Below are 21,601 nucleotides of genomic sequence, written 5' to 3' on the forward strand. Positions count from 1 at the left end.
TTTACGAATGACGATCGCCCACGAAGAAGCAGTCATTGACGCCGCAGCAGTCGACGCCATTTTTGCCGAAGCCCGTACCGCCAACAGCTTTGCCGGTGAGGTCACCGACGAGCAGGCCCGCGCCATCTACGAGCTGACCAAGTTCGGCCCCACCGCCTTCAACTCCCAGCCACTCCGCGTGACCTACGTCCGCTCGGACGAGGCCCGCGCCAAGCTGGTGGACACCCTTTCCAACGGCAACAAGGCCAAGACCGCCTCCGCCCCGCTGGTCGCCATCCTCTCCTACGACACCGACTGGCAGGGGCAGTGGGACAAGTTCCTGCCCGCCTACGGCGCGCCCAAGGCAATGTACGACGCCGATCCCGCTTTCGCCGCTGCTACGGGCAATAACAACGCTCACTTGCAGGCCGGGTATTTCATCCTGGCCGTACGCTCACTCGGTTTCGCCGCGGGCCCGATGACCGGTGCCGACTTCTCCGCCATCGACGCCGAGTTCTTCCCGGCCGGTGACCAGAAGAGCTTCCTCGTGGTCAACATCGGCCAGCCCGGCCCGGAAGCCTGGGGCGAAGCCAAGCCGAAGTTCGCCTACGACGACGTTGTTCGCACCGTCTAAGTTTTTAGGCAACAAAAACGCCCGCTCACAGGAATGTGGGCGGGCGTTTTGCGTTGCGGGCACCCTGGCCGGGCCGAACCCATAGATCGCTCTCTCACAACCCTCGGGCTTGAGTCCGACGCTCGATCAGGTCTCTCGGGTTTGGGGCCCGACGCTCGATCAGGTGCCTCGGGTTTGGGGCCCGACGCTCGCTCAGGTCCCTCGGGTTTGAGCCGGACGCTCGATCAGGTGCCGCGGGTTTGGGGCCCGACGCTCTCGCAGATCTCTCGGGTTTTGAGCCCGACGCTCTGTCACTCCCGCTCGGGTCGATTGCCCCGATCACGATGATCTGCCGCTCGGATGACCCAGCGGACGAGTAGGGTCACCGCCACGATCACCACGGCGGCCACCACCAGCAGTATGAGTAAAACCATTACGTGCCAGGCCTCGAGCCTCATCGTTCCCCCCGGGTTGCATGTCCTTCCCACGACTCTAGGGCAGGTGAGAGATGGTTGGCTGGAAGCCCGCGGGAGGTGAGAGATGGTTGGCCGGAGGCCCGCGAGAGGTGAAAGAGGGCTGGCTGGAAGGCCGCGGGAGGTGAAAGAGGGCTGGCCGGAAGGCCGTGGGAGGTGAGAGATGGTTGGAGTCAGGCGATAACCCCGTCCACCAGCGCCTTGGCCTCTTCCTGCACCTGCTTCAAGTGGTCCGCACCCTTGAAGGACTCGGCGTAGATCTTGTAGACGTCCTCGGTGCCGGAGGGGCGGGCCGCGAACCAGGCATTCTCCGTGACAACTTTCAGGCCGCCGATCGATGCGCCGTTGCCCGGAGCCTCGGTGAGCTTGGCCGTGATCTCTTCGCCGGCAAGGGACGTCGCGGTGACGTCGGCGGCGGAGAGCTTGCCCAGTTTGGACTTCTGCTCACGCGTGGCGGCGGCGTCGATGCGGGCGTAAACGGGCGCGCCGAACTGGTCCGTCAGGCCCTTGTACAGCTGCGAAGGGGAGGACCCCGTGACGGCGGTGATCTCCGAGGCCAGGAGGGCCAGCAGGATGCCGTCCTTGTCCGTGGTCCACACGCTGCCGTCGAGCTTGTTGAAGGAAGCGCCGGCCGATTCCTCGCCACCGAATGCGCCTTCGCCGGACAGCAGCCCGGGCACGAACCACTTGAAGCCCACGGGAACCTCAACCAGCTTCCGGCCGAGCCCGCCCGCAACGCGGTCGATGATCGAGGAGGACACCAGGGTCTTGCCCACAACGGACTCCGGGTTCCATCCGCCGCGGTTCCGGTACAGGTAATCGATGGCGACAGCCAGATAGTGGTTCGGGTTCATCAAACCACCGTCCGGTGTCACGATGCCGTGGCGATCGGCGTCGGCGTCGTTACCGGTTGCGACGTCGAAGGCGGCGGTGCCGTCGGCACCAGCGGCCATGCGCTGAATGAGGGACGCCATGGCCGACGGCGACGAGCAATCCATGCGGATCTTCTCGTCCCAGTCGAGGGTCATGAACGCCCACTGCGGATCGACGGTGGGGTTTACAACCGTGAGGTTGAGTTGGTGACGCTCGCCGATTTCGCCCCAGTAATCCACGGAGGCGCCGCCCATGGGGTCGGCTCCGATCCGGACACCTGCGTTGCGGATGGCGTCGAGGTTGAGCACCGAGGGAAGATCGTCAACGTAGCTGCTGAGGAAGTCGAACTTGCCGGTGGTGTCAGCGCTCAGGGCATCGTTCAACGGAATGCGCTTGACGCCGCGGAGACCGTTCTCGAGGAGCTGATTGGCGCGGTCGGCGATCCATCCGGTGGCATCAGTGTCGGCCGGGCCGCCGTGGGGAGGATTGTATTTGAAGCCACCGTCGCCGGGAGGGTTATGGCTGGGGGTGACCACGATGCCGTCGGCCTGGGGGGTGCCCGGCGCAGCTTCGCGGTTGTACTTCAGGATCGCGTGGCTCAAGGCCGGCGTGGGAGTATAGCCGTGGCGGGCGTCCACCAGGACGGTCACGCCGTTGGCGGCCAGCACTTCCAGGGCGGAATTCTGCGCCGGCTCGCTGAGGGCGTGGGTGTCACGGCCAATGAACAGCGGGCCGGTGATGCCCTGGCGTCCACGGTATTCGACGATTGCTTGCGTGATCGCAAGGATGTGAGGCTCGTTGAACGATGCCTTCAAGCTGGATCCGCGGTGTCCCGACGTTCCAAACGCCACGCGCTGCGCGGGATCACCCAAGTCCGGAGCTACGTCGAAATACGCGTCCAGCAGGGCTGTGATGTCAACAAGGTCCTGGGGAAGGGCAACTGTGCCCGCTCGGCTAGCCATGGGGTCCAGCATGCCAGACCTTGGCGTCAGCTGACACGAAATGTCCGGGATCCGGCCCCTGTGACGCCGAAAGGCGGTGTTACGTCAGGACAAAAACCGCCAAGCCAGCAAAGATTCATTCCCCGTTAAGACCGCACCCGGGTGCACCCGTTCCCGCTGGGCGCGCCACTCGTAGCCCCGGGGCGCACCCTTTCGCGCGGTTCGCTCCAGAGGTTACGGGTGCGATCGGGGGTAACGGTAGCGATGCCCCACCCGTAAACCCCGGGAACCCGCTTTCGTTCGCGGTGCAGCTCTTTCCGCCGGGTGCACCCGTTCCCGCCTGGCGCGCCACTCGTAGCCCCGGGGCGCACCCTTTCGCGCGTTTCGCTCCAGAGGTTACGGGCGCGATCGGGGGTAACGGTAGCGATGCCCCACCCTTACCCCCGCCGGAGCGCTTCAAAACCAGTGCTAGACGGCCGTGTAACCACCATCGACCAGGACGTAGGAGCCCGTCATGAAGCTGGCCTTGTCGGAAAGGAGGAACGTGGTGACGTTCGCAATTTCATCGGCCGTGCCCAAACGACCCAGCGGGTGCTTGGCCTCGAGCCCGGTAATGACTTCCTTCGGGGCAGCGGCCAGCAAGGGAGTGTCAATGTAGCCCGGGCCGATTGCGTTGACGCGGAGACCCTGTGCGCCGTATTCGGCAGCAGCGTTCTTGGTCAGGCCCACCACGGCATGCTTGGCAGCGGTGTAGGCGGCGTTGCCGGGAGCTGCGACGGCACCATGGATCGAAGCCATGTTCACAATGGCGCCTTCGGAAGCGCCCGCGGCGAGGATGGCCGGGATCTGATAGCGCAGGCCGTACAGGACTCCGCTCAAGTTGATGGCGATGACCTTGTCCCAGTCCTCGATGTCGACGTCGCCCACAGGAGCGCTGGCGCCGCCGATGCCGGCGTTGTTCACGGCGTAGTTGAGGGCGCCGTACGTTTCCACGGCGAAGTCGACGGCCTTCTTGCTGTCTTCAGCCACCGCAGTGTTGGCCTGGAACGGAACCGCAGTGCCGCCGTCGGCCGTGATTTGGTTGGCCACGCGGGTGGCGGCGTCGAGGTTGACGTCAGTAATTACTACCTTGACGCCGTTCTTGGCGAGGTCCTTGCTGATGGCTTCCCCAAGCCCTGAGCCGCCGCCGGTGACGAGCGCGGTCTTGCCTTCGAAGTTACCCATGATTCCTCCTTCGCGGGACGGATCCCGCCGATTTCTTTGGTGAGCGCTGCTTAAGTCGCTATTCCTATAAACCGAGTCTGACTCGAAAATATTCCATGCTTATGCATGAATCTTTCGGGATGGGTTGTTGTGCCCATGCCATCAGTGCGCGTTACCTTATGCGGCGCGCCGGACGGCGGTAGTGTTGGGAGCAAAGACCACTTTCAGGGGGATTCCATGTCAGATCAGCCATCCAAGGGCAACGAGGACAAGCCGGCGGGCTACGAACCGCCGCAGTACGTCCCGCCCGCACAGTTCAGCGCGCCCGAGTCGAGCGCACCCGGCCAGAGCGCACCGCACGAGGGCGCACCGCACCAGGGCGCCGCAGACCAGGGCGCATCAAGCGAGGGCGCCAACGCCACGCAGCCCCTCCCGCCCTATGGGCAGAGCGCACACGGGCAGGACTCTCACGCGCAGGACGCGTACACGCAAAATGCCCAGGGCCAGAACGATTTCTACGCCCAGCCGCAGCCGCCTGCCAGCGCTTACACGCCGGGTGACTACAGCCAGCAGCCGCCGTCGCCGTACGGCCAGCCGCCCAGCCCGTACCAGCAGCAGCAGACGTTCGGTCAGCAGCCCTATGGCCAGCAGCCTTACGGCCAGCCGCAGTCACCGTACGGCCAGCCTGCGTACTACGCCATGCAGGCCGAGCCCAAGGGTCTGAGTATTGCCAGCATGTGCTGCGGTATCGCCATTTTTGTTGGCTTCGGATTCTTCATCCTTCCGCAGATCGCCGCCGTGATCCTGGGCCACCTCGGCCTCAAGCGCGAGCCCGCAGGCAAGGGCATGGCAATCGCCGGCCTGGTGATGGGTTACATCGGCATCGCGCTGACGGTGATCTTCGGCATCATCTTCTTCGCTGCGATCGGCGCCTCCAGCAGCGGCCGCTACAACTACTAAACAAACGCGTACGACGGCGGCCCTTGCGTCAGGTGGGAATCCCACCGAACGCAAGGGCCGCCGTCGTCGTTTAACGTCAGTCCGTTACGGCTGTTACCGCACGCCGCCCATCAGCTTTTTGATCGCGGGCGATGCTGCAGCCAAACCGACAGCCAGGACCACTGCCACGCTGCCGATGCCCAGGAAGTACGGCAGTTCGTCCTCCGGGTTGTAGAGGCCGGCGAGGATGCCGGCCAGCGTGGTGCCGAGCGAGACGGACAGGAAGAACAGCGCCACCATCTGGGTATGGAAGGCCTGCGGGGCGAGCTTGGTGCTCACGGACAGGCCGATGGGGGAGAGGAACAGCTCGGCCAGGGTGAACATGAACAGGATGCCCACCAGTGCCAGCAGCGGGGTCTTGCCTTCGCCGGCCAGCGGGATGAAGGCAAGGAACGCCAGGCCCATGATGAACAGGCCTGCGGAGAACTTCAGCGGCGAACTCGGCTGCTTGGAACCCAGCTTGGTCCACAGGGCAGCCATGACGCCGGCGAAGATGATGATGAACACCGGGTTGATGGACTGGACCCAGGCCGCCGGCATTTCCCAACCGAACAGGTTGCGGTCCAGCTTCTCCTGCGAGTACACAGCGATGAACGTGAACTGCTGCTGGAAGAGCGCCCAGAATCCGGCCGATGCAATGAACAGGGGGATGAAGGCGATCACGCGCTTGCGCTCCACGGCGGTGACCAGCGGGCTGCGGAAGATCAGGAACAGGTAGACCACCGCGGCACCGATTGCAGCGTAGGCCATGCTCCGGGCCAGGTTGTTGGCGTTGACAATCCCGGTGCCCAGCAGGACTCCGATGACGATCAGGATACCCAGGAAGATCAGGCCGTACTTGGTGCGGTCCTTCGCCGGGAGGGGGTTGGGAACGCGGTGTGCTTCCTCAGGGAGCCTCTTGCGGCCCAGCGAGTAGACCACCAGACCGATCGCCATGCCCACCGCCGCGGCGCCGAAACCGACGTGGAAGCCGTAGCTCGTCTGGAGCCAGCCGGTGACCAACGGGCCGATGAGCCCACCGATGTTGATGCCCATGTAGAAGATGGAGAAGCCGGCGTCACGGCGCTCGTCCTTTTCGCCGTAGAGGCTGCCGACCAGCGCAGTAGCGTTGGCTTTCAGGCCACCGGAGCCGATGCCCACCAGCACCAGGCCAGCGATCAAGCCGGGGATGCCCGGCAGGAGGGCCAGTGCGATGTGGCCGGCCATGATCATGATGGCTGAGCCGAAAAGGACCTTTTCGGAGCCGAAGAGACGGTCGGCGAGCCATGCGCCGAGGATCGTCGACAGGTAAACGCCACCACCGTACGCGCCCACCAAACCAGCGGCGAGGCCCTGGTCAATGGAAAGACCGCCCTGCTCGGCGGTGAAGTACATGTAGTAAAGCAGGATTCCCTGCATGCCGTAGAAGGAGAATCGCTCCCACATTTCCACGGAGAAGAGGCTGGCCAACATCTTTGGGTGGCCGAAGAATGACGTATCGCCCGCTGGCTTTGCGGACTCAGCCGTGGTTTGAGGTGTGCTCATTTTCTCAATGCTGGCACTGACTGCGGGCATTGTCACATCGATATATGCCCGGGGCAACCACTTTCCATATGTTAGACGCGCGACTCAGGCGGGCGTAAGAGGACCTCTGCGGCCTCAGTGGCTCTCAAGGACGGCCGCGAGCTGGAGGAGCACCAGTTCAGATCCCGGCCGGCCAATCAGCTGGATCCCCATGGGCAGTCCGCCCTGCGTCGTGTGCACCGGAACGCTGATCGCCGGGAGCCCGCACACATTCACCATGGAGGACCACGGCGCGTACTCGCATTGCCGTTTGTAATCCTCGTCTGCGTCACCGGCCCACTCGCTCGGCCAGAGTTCGCCACTGTGGCCGCCACCGGTAAACCAACCGATCGGCCGCGGTGTCTGCGCCAGCGTCGGCATGAGCATCAGGTCCCAGTCCGAGTACTGCGTGATGGTGTCGTGCTCGAACTGACGCAGGAAACTCAAGGCCTCGTTGACCTTTAACGCGCTCCGCTGTTGTGCCCGACGCCGGAACGTCCGGGTCAGCGGGGTCAGCAACGCCTCACGCTGGGGTGCTATCCGGGCACTCCCGACGCCGGCGGTCCAGGCCGTGGTGAAGGCTTCGGGATAGCGGTTGTCGTAGCGGATTTCGGCTTCGGCAACGCTGTGGCCTGCCTTTTCCAGCAGCCTGATCCCCAGCGAGAGGGCGTCCATCGCTTCCTGCTCGATGTGGAACGGGTAGATGCCAGCCCACGGGCTATCCAGGGTCACGCCGATCCTCAGGGGCTCCGGCGCCCGCCCCACGTTGGCGAGGTATCCGCCGTCGGGCGCTTGATCCCGGGGGACCAGCGCGTCCATCAGCAGCGCTGCATCCCCAGCGGTTTTTGCCAGCGGTCCGGCCACCACCAACTTGGCGGCGTCTCCCGCGCTCGCACCCGATGGCACTACGCCCCGCCCCGGCTTCAACCCCACCAGGCCGCACGCGCCGGCCGGGATCCGAATGGACCCGCCGCCGTCGGTCCCCGGAGCGAACGGAACCAGGCCCGCGGCCACCGCGGCAGCGCTGCCACCCGACGAGCCGCCAGAGCTTCGAGCCAGGGAATGTGGATTGCGCGACGGCGGTGCGATGCGGTTTTCGCTGTAGGCCGTCAGTCCGAACTCTGGAACCTGCGTCTTGCCCAGTGAGATGACTCCTTGGGCCTTCAGGGTTGCTGCGAGGGCACCATCTTCCGGTGCGGGCTTGGGCTCAAGGGCCGCGCTGCCGTGGGTGGTGGGAACGCCGGCAACATCGGTGAGGTCCTTAAAAGCGGTCGGCATGCCATGAAGCAGGGGGAGCTCTTCCGGACGACCCTCCCGGACAAGCCTGGAGTGCAGGTGATCCGCGGCAGCGGCGTCCCTCAGGGCTTGTTCGGTGGTGATAGTGACAAAGGCGCCCAGGTTCTTGTTCCGGGACTCGATTGCAGAGACGAAATGCGAGGTGGCTTCACGGGCAGAGACTTCGCCCGACGCCAGGGCATCACGCAGCTCAACAGCCGTCATTCGCGATATGTCATGCACGTAAGGATCAGCCAAGGAAACGCGACTCCAACCGTTCCTCCACAGCAACAGCATCCACGCTCTCGCCCGCTCCGGCGGTCACCCGGAAGGCAGCCTTATTCTTCACCTCGGACACCACTTCCACAAGTTCCGTGCCCCGGTAAACCAGCCCGACGCCGTCGTCCGTGCAGTGCGTCTCGCCCAGAGTTCCGTTGGCCACCAGCTGGTGAATGGCAGGCGCGCGGCGCAGCTCTGAGTCATAGTGGACCCCGTTGCCGTAGGGGAGGAAGCCCAAGGCGTTGGTGACGGGTTTGAGTTCCGGCCCAAAGGAATCGGTCACGCCGCCTTGGTACCAACAGATGGAGCCGGCGGAAACCCCGGCCAGGACCACACCGCTTTCCCACGCTTTCCGCAAAATTCCGTCCAGGCCGTGCGCGCGCCAGACGGCCAGCAGGTTCACCACCGACCCGCCATTGACCCACACCACGTCCTGCTCCAGGAGATGGGCCTCCGGGTCCTCGATGTTGGGCATGGTGAAAAGGTTGAGGTGGCTGAAATCGAACCCTGCGATGCGGGCGGCCTGGTCCATTTCCGCGGCCCACCATCGCTGGTCGCCGGACGCAGTACCGATATGTGTGACGCGCGGCGCCCGGCCCGTGACGCCGGACAGCTCCACGGCGTAATGCATCAGGTGGTTGAACTCGAGCCTCGTCCGGTCACCGGGCTTATAGCCGCCGGATGTCGCCAGAATGGTGGGGTGCCCAGCGGCCATGGGGTACTCCTAACGCGCGAGTGTTGGGGGGGTGCTTGGGTCCCAGTCTTAGCGTCCCGGCGTCGGGAAGCAAGCGCGGACCGCCTGGGAAGTTACGGTGCCACGCGGCGGGGACTAGGCTGGATCCTGGACTTAATCGATGGGAAGGGACCGCCATGAGCGACTTCGATACCGTGCCTGTGGGCGACATTCCGGCAGACGCCAGCATTCTGGACGTCCGCGAAGACTACGAGTGGGTGGCCGGTCATGCCGAAGGTGCGCGCCACATCCCCATGGACCAGCTTCCGGCACGCCTGGATGAGCTTGATCCGGACGACGACCTCTTTGTCATCTGCCGCACCGGTGGTCGTTCTTTCCGCGCCGTGCAGTGGCTCGTAGGGCAGGGCTACTCGGCCGTCAACGTAGCCGGCGGCATGGATATGTGGTTCGAAGCCGGCAATCCCATGGTGTCGGACAACGGACTGAAGCCGGTTGTTCTCTAGCCTGCGTATATAACCAGCAAGGAATATTTCTTGACGTCACCAGTTACCTACACGTTCCTCGGCCCTGAGGGCACCTTCACCGAGGCTGCCCTCCTGCAGGTGCCGGGTGCTGCTGACGCCACACGGATTCCCTGCACCAACGTCAACACAGCCCTGGATCGGGTCCGTGCCGGCGAGGCTGACGCAGCCATGGTCCCCATCGAGAACTCGGTGGAGGGCGGGGTCACTGCCACCTTGGACGCGATCGCCACAGGCCAGGAGCTCCGGATAATCCGTGAGGCCCTGGTCCCCATCACCTTCGTGCTCGTGGCGAGGCCCGGCTTCGAACTTTCCGACATCAAGCGGATCTCGACGCACGGCCACGCCTGGGCGCAGTGCCGCCTATGGGTGGATGAACACCTTCCGAACGCCGATTACGTTCCGGGGTCCTCGACGGCGGCCTCCGCCATGGGCCTGCTGGAGGATGATGCGCCGTATGAAGCCGCCATTTGCGCGCCGTTGGTCGCTGCGGAACAACCCGGCCTGAATGTTCTGGCGGAGGACATCGGCGACAACCCCGAGGCGGTCACGCGGTTCATCCTGGTGAGCCGGCCCGGTGTTCTTCCGGACCGAACCGGAGCTGACAAGACCACCGTTGTTGTCCCGTTGCCCGAGGACCACCCCGGGGCGCTCATGGAGATCCTGGACCAGTTCGCCTCCCGCGGAGTGAACCTCAGCCGCATCGAATCCCGGCCCACCGGACAGTACTTGGGCCACTACTTCTTCAGCATCGACGCCGACGGTCACGCCACGGATTCACGGGTAGCCGACGCCCTTGCAGGCCTTCACCGCATCAGCCCGGCCACCCGGTTCCTGGGCTCCTACGCCCGCGCCGATAAACAGCCGGCCGTAGTGGCTCCGCATACTTCCGACGCCGCCTTTGCCTCGGCGCACGCGTGGGTTGATTCGATCCTCAAGGGCTCCTAGGCGCTGTCTGCAGCCTGAAATGCATGCCCTTTCGCAGTCATGCTTCTGTGCGTATGCTTGCCTGATCCATAAACGATGGATGAATGGCAAACGAAGGGAGCGGTCATGACTGTCCACAGCGATGACAAAGACGGCCAGGGCATGATCGTCAATCCCAAGCCCTCAAGTGAAAACAAAGATGACTGGGACGGCGACGACGCTGATCGTGCGGATCGCCTGCGCTTCGAAGAGGAGCAGGCCATGATCAAGGAGCAGTCCGAGGCCCGGGCCGCAGCCAAGGCAGCAGCTGAAGAAGCCGGGAAGAACGCAGCACAACCCGAAAAGGGTGCTGTTTAAGCGGTTTTGGCTTTTGGCACGCGCACCAGCAGGGACCCTGGCGCCACCTGGACGGTGACCGTAGTAGCCTCACCCGAGGGGTCGCCGTCGAGCTGCGTTGCCATGGGTTCCTGGCTGCGGATGACCACCTTGCCGGATCGGTAGAAGCTCATCATCGGCAGGTTTGCGTTGTGCTTGAAGAGGACCTTGGTGTACATGGCGAGCCAGCCGAAAGCGCTGCGGGGACTCATGACCACAATGTCCAGCATGCCGTCGTCGATCATGGCCTGGGGGATGAAGTCGATGCCGCCGGGGATCAAACCACAGTTGGCGAAGAGTACGCTGCGGATCTTCCGGGCCTGCTCTGGCTGGTCGTCCATGGTGATGGTGACGCGTTTGCGGCGGCCAGGCAGGTGCCGGACGCCGGCTTCGGTGTAGGCCAGCCAGCCAACGCTTTTCTTGAGGTTGTCCCTGGTGTCGCCAACAACCTCAGCATCCAGGCCCATGCCGGCGATGACCAGGAAGGTGTGTTCGGCGGACTCTCCGGTGATGTCGTTCTCCACGCCCATGGTGGCGGTATCGATGTAGCGCTGGTGGCCGAACAGCGCGATCTGGATGCAGTCCGCAAGGTCCGTGACATCCAAATCCACGTTGCGCGCCAGCAGGTTTCCGGTGCCCAGGGGGATGAGGCCCATGGCAACGTTCTTGTGCGCCAGTGACTCAGCCACCACGCGCACTGTACCGTCGCCGCCGCACGCCAGAACGACGTCGGCCCCGTAGGCCAGGGCCTCCCGGGACTGACTGTAGCCGGGATCATCCACGGTGGTTTCGTAGAACTTGGGGGCGTCCCATCCCGCGAGGTCGCAGGCGTCGATGATGGCCTGCCGGGCCACATCCGCGTTGTTCTTGACGGGGTTGAGGATGACGGCCACCCGCTGGTCCCCGGCGCCGGGCTTGTGCGTATCCTCCCGAACAGCGCTTCTGATGTGCCGGGCTTTCAATCGGCGCACACCCCACCAACTGGAGACGGCAAAGGCCACGCCCCCAGCGAGAATCACGTACAGGATCCAGTCGCTCATGGTGCTCCAACACTATCCTCTGGGCAGGTCCCTCCTTGCCGCGCGTCCGGGCCGGGCGCCCTTTACCCGCTGCGGACCGGAAATCCGCGGCGGATTCGATACTCTTGTCAGGTGATCGACGTAAAAGACCTCAGCGAAAATCCGGACAAGTTCCGTGCCAGCCAGCGCGCCCGTGGCGCCGACGAGTCCGTTGTGGACGCGATCATCTCCGCTGACTCCGATCGCCGTGCCGCGCTGATCCGCCACGAGACGCTCCGCGCCGAGCAAAACGCTTTCGGCAAGAAGGTGGCGCAGGCCAAGGGCGAGGAAAAGCAGGCGCTGCTGGCCGAGGTCAAGGAACTGGCCAACTCGGTCAAAGCCGCAGCCGCTGAAGCCTCAGCCGCGCAGGCAAAGCAGGAAGAACTGCTCCGGGTGATCCCCAACCTCGTGGTGGACGGTGTCCCCGAGGGTGGCGAGGATGACTACGTTGTGGTCAAGACCGTTGGTACTCCGCGCGAATTCACGGACTTCGAGCCGAAAGACCACCTGGAAATCGGTGAACTGATTGGCGCTATCGACATGGAACGCGGCGCCAAGGTTTCCGGCTCGCGTTTCTACTTCCTCCGCGGCGTGGGCGCCCGGCTGGAAATGGCTTTGCTGCAGATGGCCATGGAGCAGGCCATCGACGCCGGCTTCGTCCCCATGATCACCCCCACTTTGGTGCGCCCGGAAACCATGCAGGGCACCGGTTTTGATGTCAAGCACGACGCCGAGATCTACCGTCTCGCTGAAGACGACCTTTACCTTGTGGGAACCTCTGAGGTGGCCCTCGCCGGCTACCACGCAGACGAGATCCTGGACCTCTCCGCAGGCCCCATCCGCTTCGCGGGCCAGAGCTCGTGCTACCGCCGCGAGGCCGGTTCGCACGGCAAGGACACCCGTGGCATCATCCGCGTGCACCAGTTCAACAAGGTGGAGATGTTCATCTACACCACGGTTGAAGAAGCAGCTGCCGAACACGAGCGTCTGCTCGCGTGGGAAGAGGAAATGCTGGCCAAGTGCGAGCTCCCCTACCGCGTGATCGACACCGCCGCCGGCGACCTCGGCATGTCCGCTGCCCGCAAGTTCGACTGTGAAGCGTGGGTTCCCACCCAAAACGCCTACCGAGAGCTCACCTCGACGTCCAACTGCACCACGTTCCAGGCGCGCCGCCTCAACATCCGCGAACGCGTGATCAATGACGAAGGTGTTGCCAAGGGAACCCGTGCCGTTGCCACGCTGAACGGCACCTTGGCCACCACGCGCTGGATCGTTGCCATCCTGGAGCACCACCAGAACCCGGACGGTTCCGTCAACGTTCCCAAGGCGCTGCAGAAGTACCTTGGCGGGCTTGAGGTTCTGCCGGTTCTCTAGTTCTTTGGCGGATCCCGCCCCCGTTCGCTTCCCCGGCCGTTGTACGGCTCGCGTGGCGGACAGGGGCGGGATTTTCTGTTGCCACTTGTCCTCCACATCCGTGGTTGTGCACATAGCGGTCTTCTGCGGCTGAATGACGGCTTGCGCCGGGCAAGGTGGAGTGATGGACGTATCACCTGGCCTCATAGAAACCCCTGCGATTCTCCGCTCCGGGGGGCGGACGGATGCAGTACACAGCAGCTTCATGGCAGGAAAGCTGGTGAGAATTCGCCGCGGCTACTACGTAGAGACATCCCGATGGTTGGCGGCTCAGCCGTGGATTCGCTTCGCTTGGACGGTTGCCGCAGCCGCCAGAGCCATTCCAGGCCTTGTCTTCTGCCGGGAAACTGCCGCCTTCGTCATGGGGATACCCATCCTGCGGACCCCGTCCTATGTGGAATGCGTTGCTCCGAATCCAAGCCGCGCGGGACGACGCAGGCCCACTTTGTCCATGGTGAGTGCGGGCAATGACAGTCAGCAGGTCCCCAGGGATCGAGGCTTCCCCTTGCGATACCACGTGAATCCTGAGGTTGCCCCCGTAAGGCTCGGAGAATTCATGGGCACGGGACTCTTGAATACGGCCCTGGACGTAGCGTTCTCTTCGACGCTTAGCCAGTCCCTGGTGGTGGCAGACGGAGTAGCCCGGAAGCTCTGGAAGATGGGAAGGTTGGCGCAGGAGTCCAACCTCCTGGATGTGGACCAGGTTGCTGCGGCCGTCAAGGCTCACCCGCACGCTGCTGCCAGGCGCCGTGCGGAACTGGCGTTATCACTGGCGTCTCCTTTGACTGAATCTCCCGGAGAGTCGTTCAGCCGGGCAGCGTTTCAGTTTCTTGGCATCGAACAGCCGGAGCTACAGCACGATTTCAGCGATATGGACGGGTTCATTGGCCGAAGTGATTTTTGGTGGCCCGGAATGGACGGGCGGACGGGTGTTGTGGGGGAGTTCGACGGAAAGGCGAAATACACCACTCCGGAACTACGCAACGGCGCCACGATTGAGGAAGCGGTGTACAACGAGAAGCTGCGGGAAGACCGGATTCGTGCCTTGGGCTTCGGATTCGCACGTTGGGGATGGGCAGACGTGGAGAACCCGGAGAGGCTGCGCCGGAAGCTGATCGGTGCCGGACTGCTCCCGGGCGTCCGGACAGGATTGCTGTCGGCGGGCCGTGGATAACGCTCAAACCCTCATTCGTTCGTCACGCTCCACGTTGTGCGGCGGGGGGATTCGAACCAGGGCGGGAATCTATGCGGGCTTGTGCGCAATCACGATCAGTTCGCCCTGTCCGCTTCCCACGTCCTCGCCTGCCCAGCCGCCGTAGAGGTGGTTCACAGTGAAGCCCGCCGAGTTTAGATCGTGGCGGAGCTGATCTTCCGTGCGGAAGGCCAGGACGGAGGTCTCCGTTTCCTCGGTGCTCCCGTTACAGAGTCGATGCTCGGTCAGGGCAACGAGCCCACCGGTCTCTGCAGCGCATTCGATCCAGGCTTCCACCATGGAGCCGTCGGGAAGAGTGTGTACGCGCCGCGTCTTGGCCGGAGTCCAGTGTTCCCACGCCCTGGCTGCAGGGTCGCGGGAATCAAAGACAAGCATGCCTCCGGGGACCAATGCGCGGTGGACGTCGGCAAGCGTTCGGGACCAGCCGTCGTCGTCGTTAATCGCCTGGGCCACGTGCGCTGTCATGATTGCCACATCAAAAGTGGCTTCTTGGGGGATCGCCGCCGACGTACCGTCAATCCACATGACGGCTTCTGCCCCGCGCTTCCTTTGGGCGGCCGCAAGGGAGTCAGGGTTTGGGTCGATGCCAACAACGGAGTGGCCTGCCGCAGCAACCGCCAGAGTCATTCGGCCGGTGCCGCAACCAAGGTCCAACACCCGGCTGTTCGGCCGCTCACTAACGAAGGCCAGAAAGAAGTCGTCATCCTCGGCCCATTGATTCCCGGCGTCGTAGAGGGCTGATAGCTGAGCTCCGGTCATTCCTGAAGGCATCCGACTACCCTAGCCCGCGCCCCTCAAACTCGCTGCTGTTCGGCACGCTCGGCGTTGTGCGGCGGGGATTTCGAACAAGGGCGGGAAAGGGCACGAAAAAGGAAGGGAATGATCCCTTCCATACTCAATTTATAACGCACCCCGGGGCTTGCGGCAAGGCCCCCCACGTGCCGAACAATTGATCCACGAACCCCATCACCCAGAGGAAAGGAGTCGTGCCATGCCCGAAATCAGCCCAGCAAGAACCAGTGCTTTCGTATTGTCTGAGCACCTTGCGCGCAAGGCCGATCCGAAGCTGATCAGCACCGACGAGCAGCAGTTCGAAGCCATCGCCACCAGCCTGACGGGACAAATCGCGGAGTTGTCAGCACGGCTTGATGCCACGCGAAAGCAGCCCGGCGGCCGGGGCCAGGCGGCCTTGGACCGGGACCAGGAAATCCACCGAATCACTGCGCGACTGAGGGCTCTGAGGCGCTTCGGTCTGGACCTTTGCTTGGGCAGGATGGTCACCGCGGAAAGCGCGGAGCCCCTTTATGTTGGCAGGCTGGGCTTGACCGACAGCAACGGCCGCCGGCTCCTGGTCGATTGGCGCTCGCCGGCCGCCGAGCCCTTCTTCGGGGCAACCCACGCAAACCCGATGGGCTTGGTAAGCCGCCGCCGCTACCGTTGGACGAGGGGGCGAATCAGCGATTATTGGGACGAAGTATTCACTGCTGACGGCTTGGAAAGCAACGCTGCCCTGGATGACCAATCCGCCTTCATCGCCAGTTTGGGCAGCAGCCGCTCGCTTCGGATGCGGGACGTGCTGGGGACCATCCAAGCTGACCAGGACCAGATCATCCGCGCCGGCTCCCGCGGTGCCTTGGTCGTTGACGGCGGCCCCGGCACCGGTAAGACCGTGGTCGCCTTGCACCGCACGGCATACCTGCTCTACTCGGATCCCCGCCTGAGTCATCGCGGTAACCATCGAAGGAGCGATGTCCTGTTCATCGGCCCGCACCAGCCCTACCTCACCTATGTCGCCGATGTCCTTCCGAGCTTGGGTGAAGAAGGGGTGCAGACGTGCACACTGGGGGACCTGGTCCCGGAAGGTGCCACGGCCGTCGTCGAAAGTGATCCCGAAGTTGCCCGGCTGAAGTCGTCCGTGGAGATGGTGAAAGCGATTGAGTCCGCGGTGAAGTTCTACGAGGCACCGCCGGCTGAAGGCATGGAGGCTGAGACGCCCTACGCCGACGTCTGGGTCAGCAGCGAGGACTGGGCCGAGGCGTTTGATGCCGCGGAACCCGGCACCCCGCACAACGAGGCCCGCGATGAGGTGTGGGAGGCACTGCTCACCATCCTCGTGGACAAGCTGGACCAGCATGACATTCCCGAAAGCTTGCTTCGCCGCGCGCTTAGCCGTAACGCGGAGCTAAGGGCAGCATTCACCAAGGCGTGGCCCCTCTTGGATTACTCGGCGTTGGTGGAGGACTTGTGGCGGGTGCCGGCTTATCTGAAGTTGTGTGCGCCATGGCTGCAGCCCGATGAAAGGGCGAGGCTGCGGCGTCAAGACCCGGAAGCATGGACGACGGCGGATCTGCCGCTTTTGGACGCAGCCCGCCAACGCTTGGGCGACCCTGAGGCCTCACGACGCAGAAGGGCCCGGAACGCAGCACTGGCCGTTGAGCGGGAGCTCATGGACCAGGTGGTGGATGATCTGATAGCCGCTGACGACTCCGAAAACCTGGAGATGTTCATGCTGCGCGGTGACGACATGCGGGACAAGCTCGTGGAGGAGGGCGCCTTGGAGTCAGCCGATCCCGATGTTCTTGCGGGACCGTTCGCGCACATCGTGGTGGATGAAGCCCAGGAGCTGACTGACGCAGAGTGGAGGATGTTGTTGCTGCGATGCCCCTCGCGGAGTTTCACGGTGGTGGGGGACCGGGCCCAAGCCAGGCACGGGTTCACGGAATCATGGGAAGAACGTCTGGAACGTGTTGGCCTGGGCGCCGTCAACGTGGCCAGTCTCAGCATCAACTACCGCACACCGGAGGAGGTCATGGCAGAGGCTGAACCGGTCATCCGCCAGGCACTCCCGGATGCCAACGTGCCTACTTCGGTCCGCAGCACCGGCCTTCCAGTGCGCCACGGAACAGTGCGGGAACTACAGCCGGTCCTGGACTCCTGGCTTGCTGAAAACCCGGAGGGAACGGCCTGCGTCGTGGGCCTGCCGGATGCCATGACCACGGCTGCGGCCAACCGTGTCCGCGTCAGCCGGCTCACTCCTGAGCTGGCAAAGGGCCTGGAGTTCGACCTCGTGGTCCTCATCGATCCGGAGGGCTTCGGCCAGGGTATTGAAGGCGCCGTAGACCGCTACGTGGCCATGACGAGGGCCACCCGGCAACTCGTGATCCTCGAGAGTCCCAAGTGATCGGCCATCAACGGCCAGCACCTAACCGGGCCACTGATCAGGCGCCACAGAATGACTATTCACACTCCGTTAATCCACAGCTGTGGCGCCGGTCCTAGTTCAGTGTCGGGGGTGTCTGCTCTACTGTAAGCATGACTATTTTGACTGATACTCCAGTTGCTGGCATCGATGACCAGCCAAATAACACCAACAAGTACATGGTCGCATTGGACGTGGACGGCACACTCGTGGACCACGATGGCCACATGTCGGAGGGAGTTCGCTCCGCCGCCCAGGCTGTGGTCGCAAGCGGCCACGACGTCATGATCGCTACGGGTCGCTCGCTCAACGCGACGCTTCCCATCATCCAGAAGATCGGCCTCGAGCGAGGCTACGCGGTCTGCTGCAATGGCGGCGTGACACTTCGACTGGATCCCTCGCTGGACAAGGGTTACGAGATCATCCACAAGGCAACTTTCGATCCCGCTCCGGCTCTGAAGGCCCTGCGGGAACGGCTGCCCAACGCCAAATACGCGCTGGAGGACGAGGACGGAAACTTCCTCTCTACCGAGCGCTTCCAGGACGCCAGTTTCGGTGTTGAGTCCATCGGCGTCGACTTCCAGACCATGCTGGATGCCACGGCAGTCCGCGTAGTGGTCTTCAGCAGCGAGAACACTTCGGACGAGTTCAATGAGGCCATCAGGCACATCGGACTTTCCGGCGTGACGTACTCGGTGGGATGGACTGCCTGGCTGGACATCGCTGCCGAGGGCGTCACCAAGGCCAGCGCCTTGGAGGTTCTGCGCCACAAGCTCGGAACGGACCAGGCCAACACGGTTGCCGTGGGCGATGGCCGCAACGACATCGAAATGCTCACGTGGGCCGGCCGCGGCGTTGCCATGGGCCAGGCGCCCGACGAGGTAATCGCCGTCGCGGATGAGGTCACCGCTTCAGTGCTCGACGACGGCGCGGCGCAGGTTTTGCGCAGCCTCCTGTAATTGCGCACTAACGGTCGGCGGGATACCTAGACTGGGGCTGTGTTCTACGAAGAGTGCCCCGCGCCGCCCGGACTGCAGCCGTTCGTTACCCAGTTGTGGTTTGTCCGTGCCCAGCCGCGAGCCCGTTACGAGAAGATCCTCCCCGGACCTTCGGCGCACCTGATTCTGAATCTGTCTGACCCATACCGGTTGATCACCCCGCCTGAGGGTGGAACAGCCGCCACCCTGTCGGAAGCCGGTGGAACCGAAGTTTCCACGGGCTTCTACGCGGGACTGCAACGCAGTTATGTCATCAGTGAAAACCCGAATCAGCTTTTCAACGTTGGTGCCCGCCTGACTGCCTATGGCCTGGCAGCGTTCACCAACCGGCCGCCGTCGGAATTCCAGAACCGGGTGGTGGACGCTGAAAGCATCTTTCCGGGCTTTTCGGAACTCCGCACCCAGCTGATCAGTGCAGGGCCTGAACAGGCCTTCACGGCCCTGGCAACTTTCCTGGAAGCTCAGCTCAGGCCGGGGTACACGGCCGACGCCCGGACACTGCAAGCCGTGGAGACCCTGGCCAAGGGCGACGTTGAAATCGGCGTGTTGGCTGCGGGATTGGGAATCAGCGCGTCCACGCTGGAGCGCATCATGATGCGGGATTGTGGAACCACGGCCAAGGCGTATTCGGACGTCTGCCGGTTCAACAGGCTCGTCAACCAGGCGGCGGCCCTGCCCATGGGCTCAATCCCGGGCCGGGAACTCCTTCACCTGGCCGACTACTACGACCAGCCCCATCTGATCCGTTCCTTCCGGCGCTTCAGTGGTTTCACGCCCACTGAGTACCTTCAGGTAGTGCAGAGCTACGGCGCGGAGTACGCCACGTTTGTCCCGCTGGAGGAAGTCGTCGGGTAGCCTGCGGGGTTTTTACAAGACCGCGGGCTTGACCGGGCGTACTGTCCATTCAGGAAGTCACCTTGGAGAGGACACTGATGGACGTTCAGATCAATTGGCTCGCTGTGCTGCTGGCCGCGTTGGCCACGTTCGTCGTGGGTGGGCTCTGGTATTCGCTGCTGTTCGCCAAACCGTGGCAGAAAGCAGCGGGCGTCAGTGATGAGCAGCTCAAATCCGGAACGGCCCGCGTCTTTGTGGGCTCGTTCCTTCTGGCCGTGGTGATGGCCTTTTTCCTGGCAGCGTTCATCGGCCGGGGTGGGTTCGCGTTCGGAACCTTTGCCGGGCTGGCCGCAGGCTTAGGATGGGTAGCAACAGCGCTGGGCGTGAATTACCTGTTCGAGCGCCGAAGCCTGACACTTTTCGCCATCAACGGCAGCTACAACGTGGTGACTTTCACGGCCATGGGCGCCATCATCGGCGCGATGCAGGGCTGAACGCCCCCGGTGTCGGACCTTCGGTACCGGAAGAGACCTACTTGAACACTGTATGGACCGGCCCTCCGCCGGCCGACTCCACAATGGCCTGGGCAACCACCCGCAGCTTGACGTTCCGGTTGCTTGAGGCTTTTTTGATGAGCTCGATTGCCTCCTCCTGGGTGCAGCGGTTTTGGGCGATGATGATGCCCGTGGCGATGTCGATCACGGTCCGCGACTCCATGGCGGCGCGCAGGTTGGCGGCGGTTTGGCTGTGCTGGGCAATCAAAACAGCCAGTTGGAGACCTTTTGAGGCCTGCTCAACGTAGTCGTTGGCGCGCTGTACGGCCGCTTGGTCGAAGGCATTGGGGCGGTCGGAATACAGGTTGAGGCCTGCCCGGGAAGTGTCGTCCGGAAGCGGGAAGGGTACCGCCAGCACGGAGCGAAGCCCATGGCCGGTGATGGCCTCGTTGTAGTCGGGCCAGGTGTTGTCTTTTTCGAAGTCAAGGACGTGGACCTGGGCGCCTTCGCGGCAGGCGTGGAGGCAAGGCCCGTCGGCAAACGCGTATTGGACCTCGTCCAGTTGCCTTGCTCGTTCGCTGCTGCTGGCTACGGTGCCGGCTGTCCGGTGACGCATGAGGGTGATGCCGCAGTAGACCTCGTGGTCAGGATTGCTGAACATACTGGCCGAGTGCCGGGCCAACTCCTCAAGGAACGCCTCGACGTCAGGCGTGCTCAGCAGCAAGTCCTGGACATCGGCCAGCACGGTTGTCTCGGCGACTTGTGGGTCTTCCATGTGGATCTCCGATCCGTGGATTTGGCTACCTTTCGAGACTAACTCCCGGTACCCGTTGAAAGCTAATAGTAAGTGTGCTTCTCTTTTTAAGGAGTCTTGCCGTGGGCTCACATTCAGCCGGTCAGAGGATTGAAGCCCCATGGGACAGACCCAACAACTTGGCCTCCGCAACATGACGTCCGCAGGTAAACCTGAGGGGAGCATTCGGCAGAGCTTCCAGGACAGCCTGGTCCTGGACCACCTCAATCTGGCCAAGTCCATCGCCGCAAGATACTCAGCGCACACCCACGACCTCGACGACGTCAGGCAAGTGGCGTATATGGGCCTCATCAAAGCCGCACGCGGCTACGACGAGTCCAAGGGCGTCAGTTTCCCTGCCTATGCCGCGCCCACCATCGCCGGGGAGGTCAAACGATATCTCCGCGACCATTGCTGGTTTGTCCGTCCGCCGCGGACCATCCAGGACGTCCGGCGCCAGGTGCTGGCGCGGACGGAGGAATTGACCCAAACCCTGCAGCGGACGCCCTCCCCGGAGGAAGTAGCCGAGGATCTGAGTCTGGAGCCATGCCAGGTACGCGAGGCGCTGATGGCCGGAACCAGCAAGCGCCCGGATTCCCTGGACGCCCCGGCATCCGATGGCCGGGACGGCCTTCAGGGCACCCTGTCAGCTTTCGGCTGTCCCACTGACCGGCTCGAGGACGTGCTGGCCCTGCGCAACGCCATCCGGGGACTGAGCCCGGAGGACCGACACCTCCTGTACCGGCGCTATTACCGCGAGGAGACGCAGTCCACCATCGCCGAGGCCCTGGGCATGTCGCAAATGCAGGTATCGCGCAAGCTGTCCAAAATCCTGGTGTCACTCCAAACGCAGTTGTTGGACGAAGAAGCCCATCTTCAGGACGGGACGGCTCCCTGAGAAGGGA

At 63.6% G+C, this 21,601-nt stretch carries 20 protein-coding genes; 12 read left to right on the forward strand and 8 right to left on the reverse strand.

Annotation, left to right across the window (positions count from 1 at the left end; genetic code table 11):
- Window positions 1-7 precede the first annotated feature (7 nt).
- Window positions 8-613, forward strand: a complete 606-nt coding sequence (locus tag RQH14_RS07055; RefSeq protein WP_311212602.1) for a malonic semialdehyde reductase — start codon at window positions 8-10, stop codon at window positions 611-613.
- Between the two features lie 625 nt (window positions 614-1,238).
- On the opposite strand, the gene pgm is transcribed toward RQH14_RS07055, so the two are convergent.
- On the reverse strand, window positions 1,239-2,900 hold the full coding sequence (gene pgm / locus RQH14_RS07060) for a phosphoglucomutase (alpha-D-glucose-1,6-bisphosphate-dependent) (RefSeq protein WP_311212603.1): 1,662 nt from the start codon (window positions 2,898-2,900) through the stop codon (window positions 1,239-1,241).
- 447 nt (window positions 2,901-3,347) lie between these two features.
- Window positions 3,348-4,103 carry a glucose 1-dehydrogenase gene (locus tag RQH14_RS07065; RefSeq protein ID WP_311212604.1) on the reverse strand — a complete coding sequence of 252 codons (756 nt, stop codon included), beginning with the start codon at window positions 4,101-4,103 and terminating at the stop codon, window positions 3,348-3,350.
- Window positions 4,104-4,319: 216 nt separating this feature from the next.
- On the opposite strand from RQH14_RS07065, the gene RQH14_RS07070 reads away from it, so the two are divergent.
- On the forward strand, window positions 4,320-5,042 hold the full coding sequence (locus RQH14_RS07070) for a DUF4190 domain-containing protein (protein WP_311212605.1): 723 nt from the start codon (window positions 4,320-4,322) through the stop codon (window positions 5,040-5,042).
- Window positions 5,043-5,135: 93 nt separating this feature from the next.
- On the opposite strand, the gene RQH14_RS07075 is transcribed toward RQH14_RS07070, so the two are convergent.
- The 3 genes from RQH14_RS07075 to RQH14_RS07085 form a co-directional block, all read right to left on the reverse strand.
- On the reverse strand, window positions 5,136-6,635 hold the full coding sequence (locus RQH14_RS07075; RefSeq protein WP_311212606.1) for a peptide MFS transporter: 1,500 nt from the start codon (window positions 6,633-6,635) through the stop codon (window positions 5,136-5,138).
- A gap of 84 nt (window positions 6,636-6,719) precedes the next feature.
- Window positions 6,720-8,123: an amidase gene (locus RQH14_RS07080; RefSeq protein ID WP_311212607.1), complete on the reverse strand. Its 1,404-nt coding sequence runs from the start codon at window positions 8,121-8,123 to the stop codon at window positions 6,720-6,722.
- A gap of 25 nt (window positions 8,124-8,148) precedes the next feature.
- Window positions 8,149-8,892: a peptidase E gene (locus tag RQH14_RS07085; protein WP_311212608.1), complete on the reverse strand. Its 744-nt coding sequence runs from the start codon at window positions 8,890-8,892 to the stop codon at window positions 8,149-8,151.
- 155 nt (window positions 8,893-9,047) lie between these two features.
- Here RQH14_RS07085 and RQH14_RS07090 point away from each other — a divergent pair, with 155 nt between their 5' ends.
- The 3 genes from RQH14_RS07090 to RQH14_RS07100 all read left to right on the forward strand — a co-directional run bounded on the left by RQH14_RS07090 (window position 9,048) and on the right by RQH14_RS07100 (window position 10,676).
- Window positions 9,048-9,374 (forward strand): rhodanese-like domain-containing protein, encoded by a 327-nt coding sequence (locus RQH14_RS07090; RefSeq protein ID WP_261611902.1) that lies wholly within the window; start codon window positions 9,048-9,050, stop codon window positions 9,372-9,374.
- Between the two features lie 30 nt (window positions 9,375-9,404).
- Complete coding sequence (gene pheA, locus RQH14_RS07095; protein WP_311212609.1) at window positions 9,405-10,340, forward strand: prephenate dehydratase; 936 nt, start codon at window positions 9,405-9,407, stop codon at window positions 10,338-10,340.
- Window positions 10,341-10,445: 105 nt separating this feature from the next.
- A complete protein-coding gene (locus tag RQH14_RS07100; RefSeq protein WP_280625687.1) occupies window positions 10,446-10,676 on the forward strand; it encodes a hypothetical protein in 231 nt (76 codons plus the stop codon).
- On the opposite strand, the gene RQH14_RS07105 is transcribed toward RQH14_RS07100, so the two are convergent.
- A complete protein-coding gene (locus RQH14_RS07105; protein WP_311212610.1) occupies window positions 10,673-11,734 on the reverse strand; it encodes a diacylglycerol kinase family protein in 1,062 nt (353 codons plus the stop codon). The two genes, RQH14_RS07100 and RQH14_RS07105, sit on opposite strands and share 4 nt — an antisense overlap.
- A 111-nt stretch (window positions 11,735-11,845) precedes the next feature.
- Between RQH14_RS07105 and serS the strand changes: the two genes are divergently transcribed.
- The gene (gene serS / locus RQH14_RS07110) at window positions 11,846-13,126 is read left to right on the forward strand and encodes a serine--tRNA ligase (protein WP_311212611.1); all 1,281 of its coding nucleotides are present in this window, start codon (window positions 11,846-11,848) and stop codon (window positions 13,124-13,126) included.
- 163 nt (window positions 13,127-13,289) lie between these two features.
- A complete protein-coding gene (locus RQH14_RS07115) occupies window positions 13,290-14,339 on the forward strand; it encodes a hypothetical protein (RefSeq protein WP_311212612.1) in 1,050 nt (349 codons plus the stop codon).
- A 69-nt stretch (window positions 14,340-14,408) separates the two neighbouring features.
- Here RQH14_RS07115 and RQH14_RS07120 read toward each other — a convergent pair whose 3' ends face one another.
- On the reverse strand, window positions 14,409-15,137 hold the full coding sequence (locus tag RQH14_RS07120; protein WP_311212613.1) for a class I SAM-dependent methyltransferase: 729 nt from the start codon (window positions 15,135-15,137) through the stop codon (window positions 14,409-14,411).
- A gap of 232 nt (window positions 15,138-15,369) precedes the next feature.
- Between RQH14_RS07120 and helR the strand changes: the two genes are divergently transcribed.
- The 4 genes from helR (at window position 15,370) to RQH14_RS07140 (ending at window position 19,903) form a co-directional block, all read left to right on the forward strand.
- Window positions 15,370-17,559, forward strand: a complete 2,190-nt coding sequence (gene helR / locus RQH14_RS07125) for an RNA polymerase recycling motor ATPase HelR (RefSeq protein ID WP_311212614.1) — start codon at window positions 15,370-15,372, stop codon at window positions 17,557-17,559.
- A 131-nt stretch (window positions 17,560-17,690) separates the two neighbouring features.
- Entirely contained in the window at window positions 17,691-18,536 is an 846-nt protein-coding gene (locus tag RQH14_RS07130; protein WP_311212615.1) for an HAD family hydrolase, read from the forward strand.
- 39 nt (window positions 18,537-18,575) lie between these two features.
- On the forward strand, window positions 18,576-19,430 hold the full coding sequence (locus RQH14_RS07135) for an AraC family transcriptional regulator (RefSeq protein ID WP_311212616.1): 855 nt from the start codon (window positions 18,576-18,578) through the stop codon (window positions 19,428-19,430).
- A gap of 77 nt (window positions 19,431-19,507) precedes the next feature.
- A complete protein-coding gene (locus tag RQH14_RS07140; RefSeq protein ID WP_311212617.1) occupies window positions 19,508-19,903 on the forward strand; it encodes a DUF1761 domain-containing protein in 396 nt (131 codons plus the stop codon).
- A 37-nt stretch (window positions 19,904-19,940) separates the two neighbouring features.
- Here RQH14_RS07140 and RQH14_RS07145 read toward each other — a convergent pair whose 3' ends face one another.
- The gene (locus tag RQH14_RS07145; RefSeq protein WP_311212618.1) at window positions 19,941-20,678 is read right to left on the reverse strand and encodes a GAF and ANTAR domain-containing protein; all 738 of its coding nucleotides are present in this window, start codon (window positions 20,676-20,678) and stop codon (window positions 19,941-19,943) included.
- 139 nt (window positions 20,679-20,817) lie between these two features.
- On the opposite strand from RQH14_RS07145, the gene RQH14_RS07150 reads away from it, so the two are divergent.
- On the forward strand, window positions 20,818-21,594 hold the full coding sequence (locus RQH14_RS07150; protein ID WP_311212619.1) for a sigma-70 family RNA polymerase sigma factor: 777 nt from the start codon (window positions 20,818-20,820) through the stop codon (window positions 21,592-21,594).
- Window positions 21,595-21,601 lie beyond the last annotated feature (7 nt).

Origin of the sequence: Arthrobacter sp. WCS2018Hpa-7 (assembly GCF_031843805.1) — a bacterium.
Classification (GTDB): Bacteria; Actinomycetota; Actinomycetes; order Actinomycetales; family Micrococcaceae; genus Arthrobacter.

What these genes read in the sequence shown, in the direction of transcription:
- RQH14_RS07090 (WP_261611902.1), top strand. Translation starts at nt 9,048, where the DNA reads ATGAGCGACTTCGATACCGTGCCTGTGGGCGACATTCCGGCAGACGCC.
- RQH14_RS07070 (WP_311212605.1), top strand. Translation starts at nt 4,320, where the DNA reads ATGTCAGATCAGCCATCCAAGGGCAACGAGGACAAGCCGGCGGGCTAC.
- pgm (WP_311212603.1), bottom strand. Translation starts at nt 2,900, where the DNA reads ATGGCTAGCCGAGCGGGCACAGTTGCCCTTCCCCAGGACCTTGTTGAC.
- RQH14_RS07145 (WP_311212618.1), bottom strand. Translation starts at nt 20,678, where the DNA reads ATGGAAGACCCACAAGTCGCCGAGACAACCGTGCTGGCCGATGTCCAG.
- RQH14_RS07075 (WP_311212606.1), bottom strand. Translation starts at nt 6,635, where the DNA reads ATGCCCGCAGTCAGTGCCAGCATTGAGAAAATGAGCACACCTCAAACC.
- RQH14_RS07100 (WP_280625687.1), top strand. Translation starts at nt 10,446, where the DNA reads ATGACTGTCCACAGCGATGACAAAGACGGCCAGGGCATGATCGTCAAT.
- RQH14_RS07130 (WP_311212615.1), top strand. Translation starts at nt 17,691, where the DNA reads ATGACTATTTTGACTGATACTCCAGTTGCTGGCATCGATGACCAGCCA.
- RQH14_RS07140 (WP_311212617.1), top strand. Translation starts at nt 19,508, where the DNA reads ATGGACGTTCAGATCAATTGGCTCGCTGTGCTGCTGGCCGCGTTGGCC.
- RQH14_RS07120 (WP_311212613.1), bottom strand. Translation starts at nt 15,137, where the DNA reads ATGACCGGAGCTCAGCTATCAGCCCTCTACGACGCCGGGAATCAATGG.
- RQH14_RS07065 (WP_311212604.1), bottom strand. Translation starts at nt 4,103, where the DNA reads ATGGGTAACTTCGAAGGCAAGACCGCGCTCGTCACCGGCGGCGGCTCA.
- RQH14_RS07105 (WP_311212610.1), bottom strand. Translation starts at nt 11,734, where the DNA reads ATGAGCGACTGGATCCTGTACGTGATTCTCGCTGGGGGCGTGGCCTTT.
- helR (WP_311212614.1), top strand. Translation starts at nt 15,370, where the DNA reads ATGCCCGAAATCAGCCCAGCAAGAACCAGTGCTTTCGTATTGTCTGAG.
- RQH14_RS07115 (WP_311212612.1), top strand. Translation starts at nt 13,290, where the DNA reads ATGGACGTATCACCTGGCCTCATAGAAACCCCTGCGATTCTCCGCTCC.
- RQH14_RS07150 (WP_311212619.1), top strand. Translation starts at nt 20,818, where the DNA reads ATGGGACAGACCCAACAACTTGGCCTCCGCAACATGACGTCCGCAGGT.
- RQH14_RS07080 (WP_311212607.1), bottom strand. Translation starts at nt 8,123, where the DNA reads ATGACGGCTGTTGAGCTGCGTGATGCCCTGGCGTCGGGCGAAGTCTCT.
- RQH14_RS07055 (WP_311212602.1), top strand. Translation starts at nt 8, where the DNA reads ATGACGATCGCCCACGAAGAAGCAGTCATTGACGCCGCAGCAGTCGAC.
- RQH14_RS07085 (WP_311212608.1), bottom strand. Translation starts at nt 8,892, where the DNA reads ATGGCCGCTGGGCACCCCACCATTCTGGCGACATCCGGCGGCTATAAG.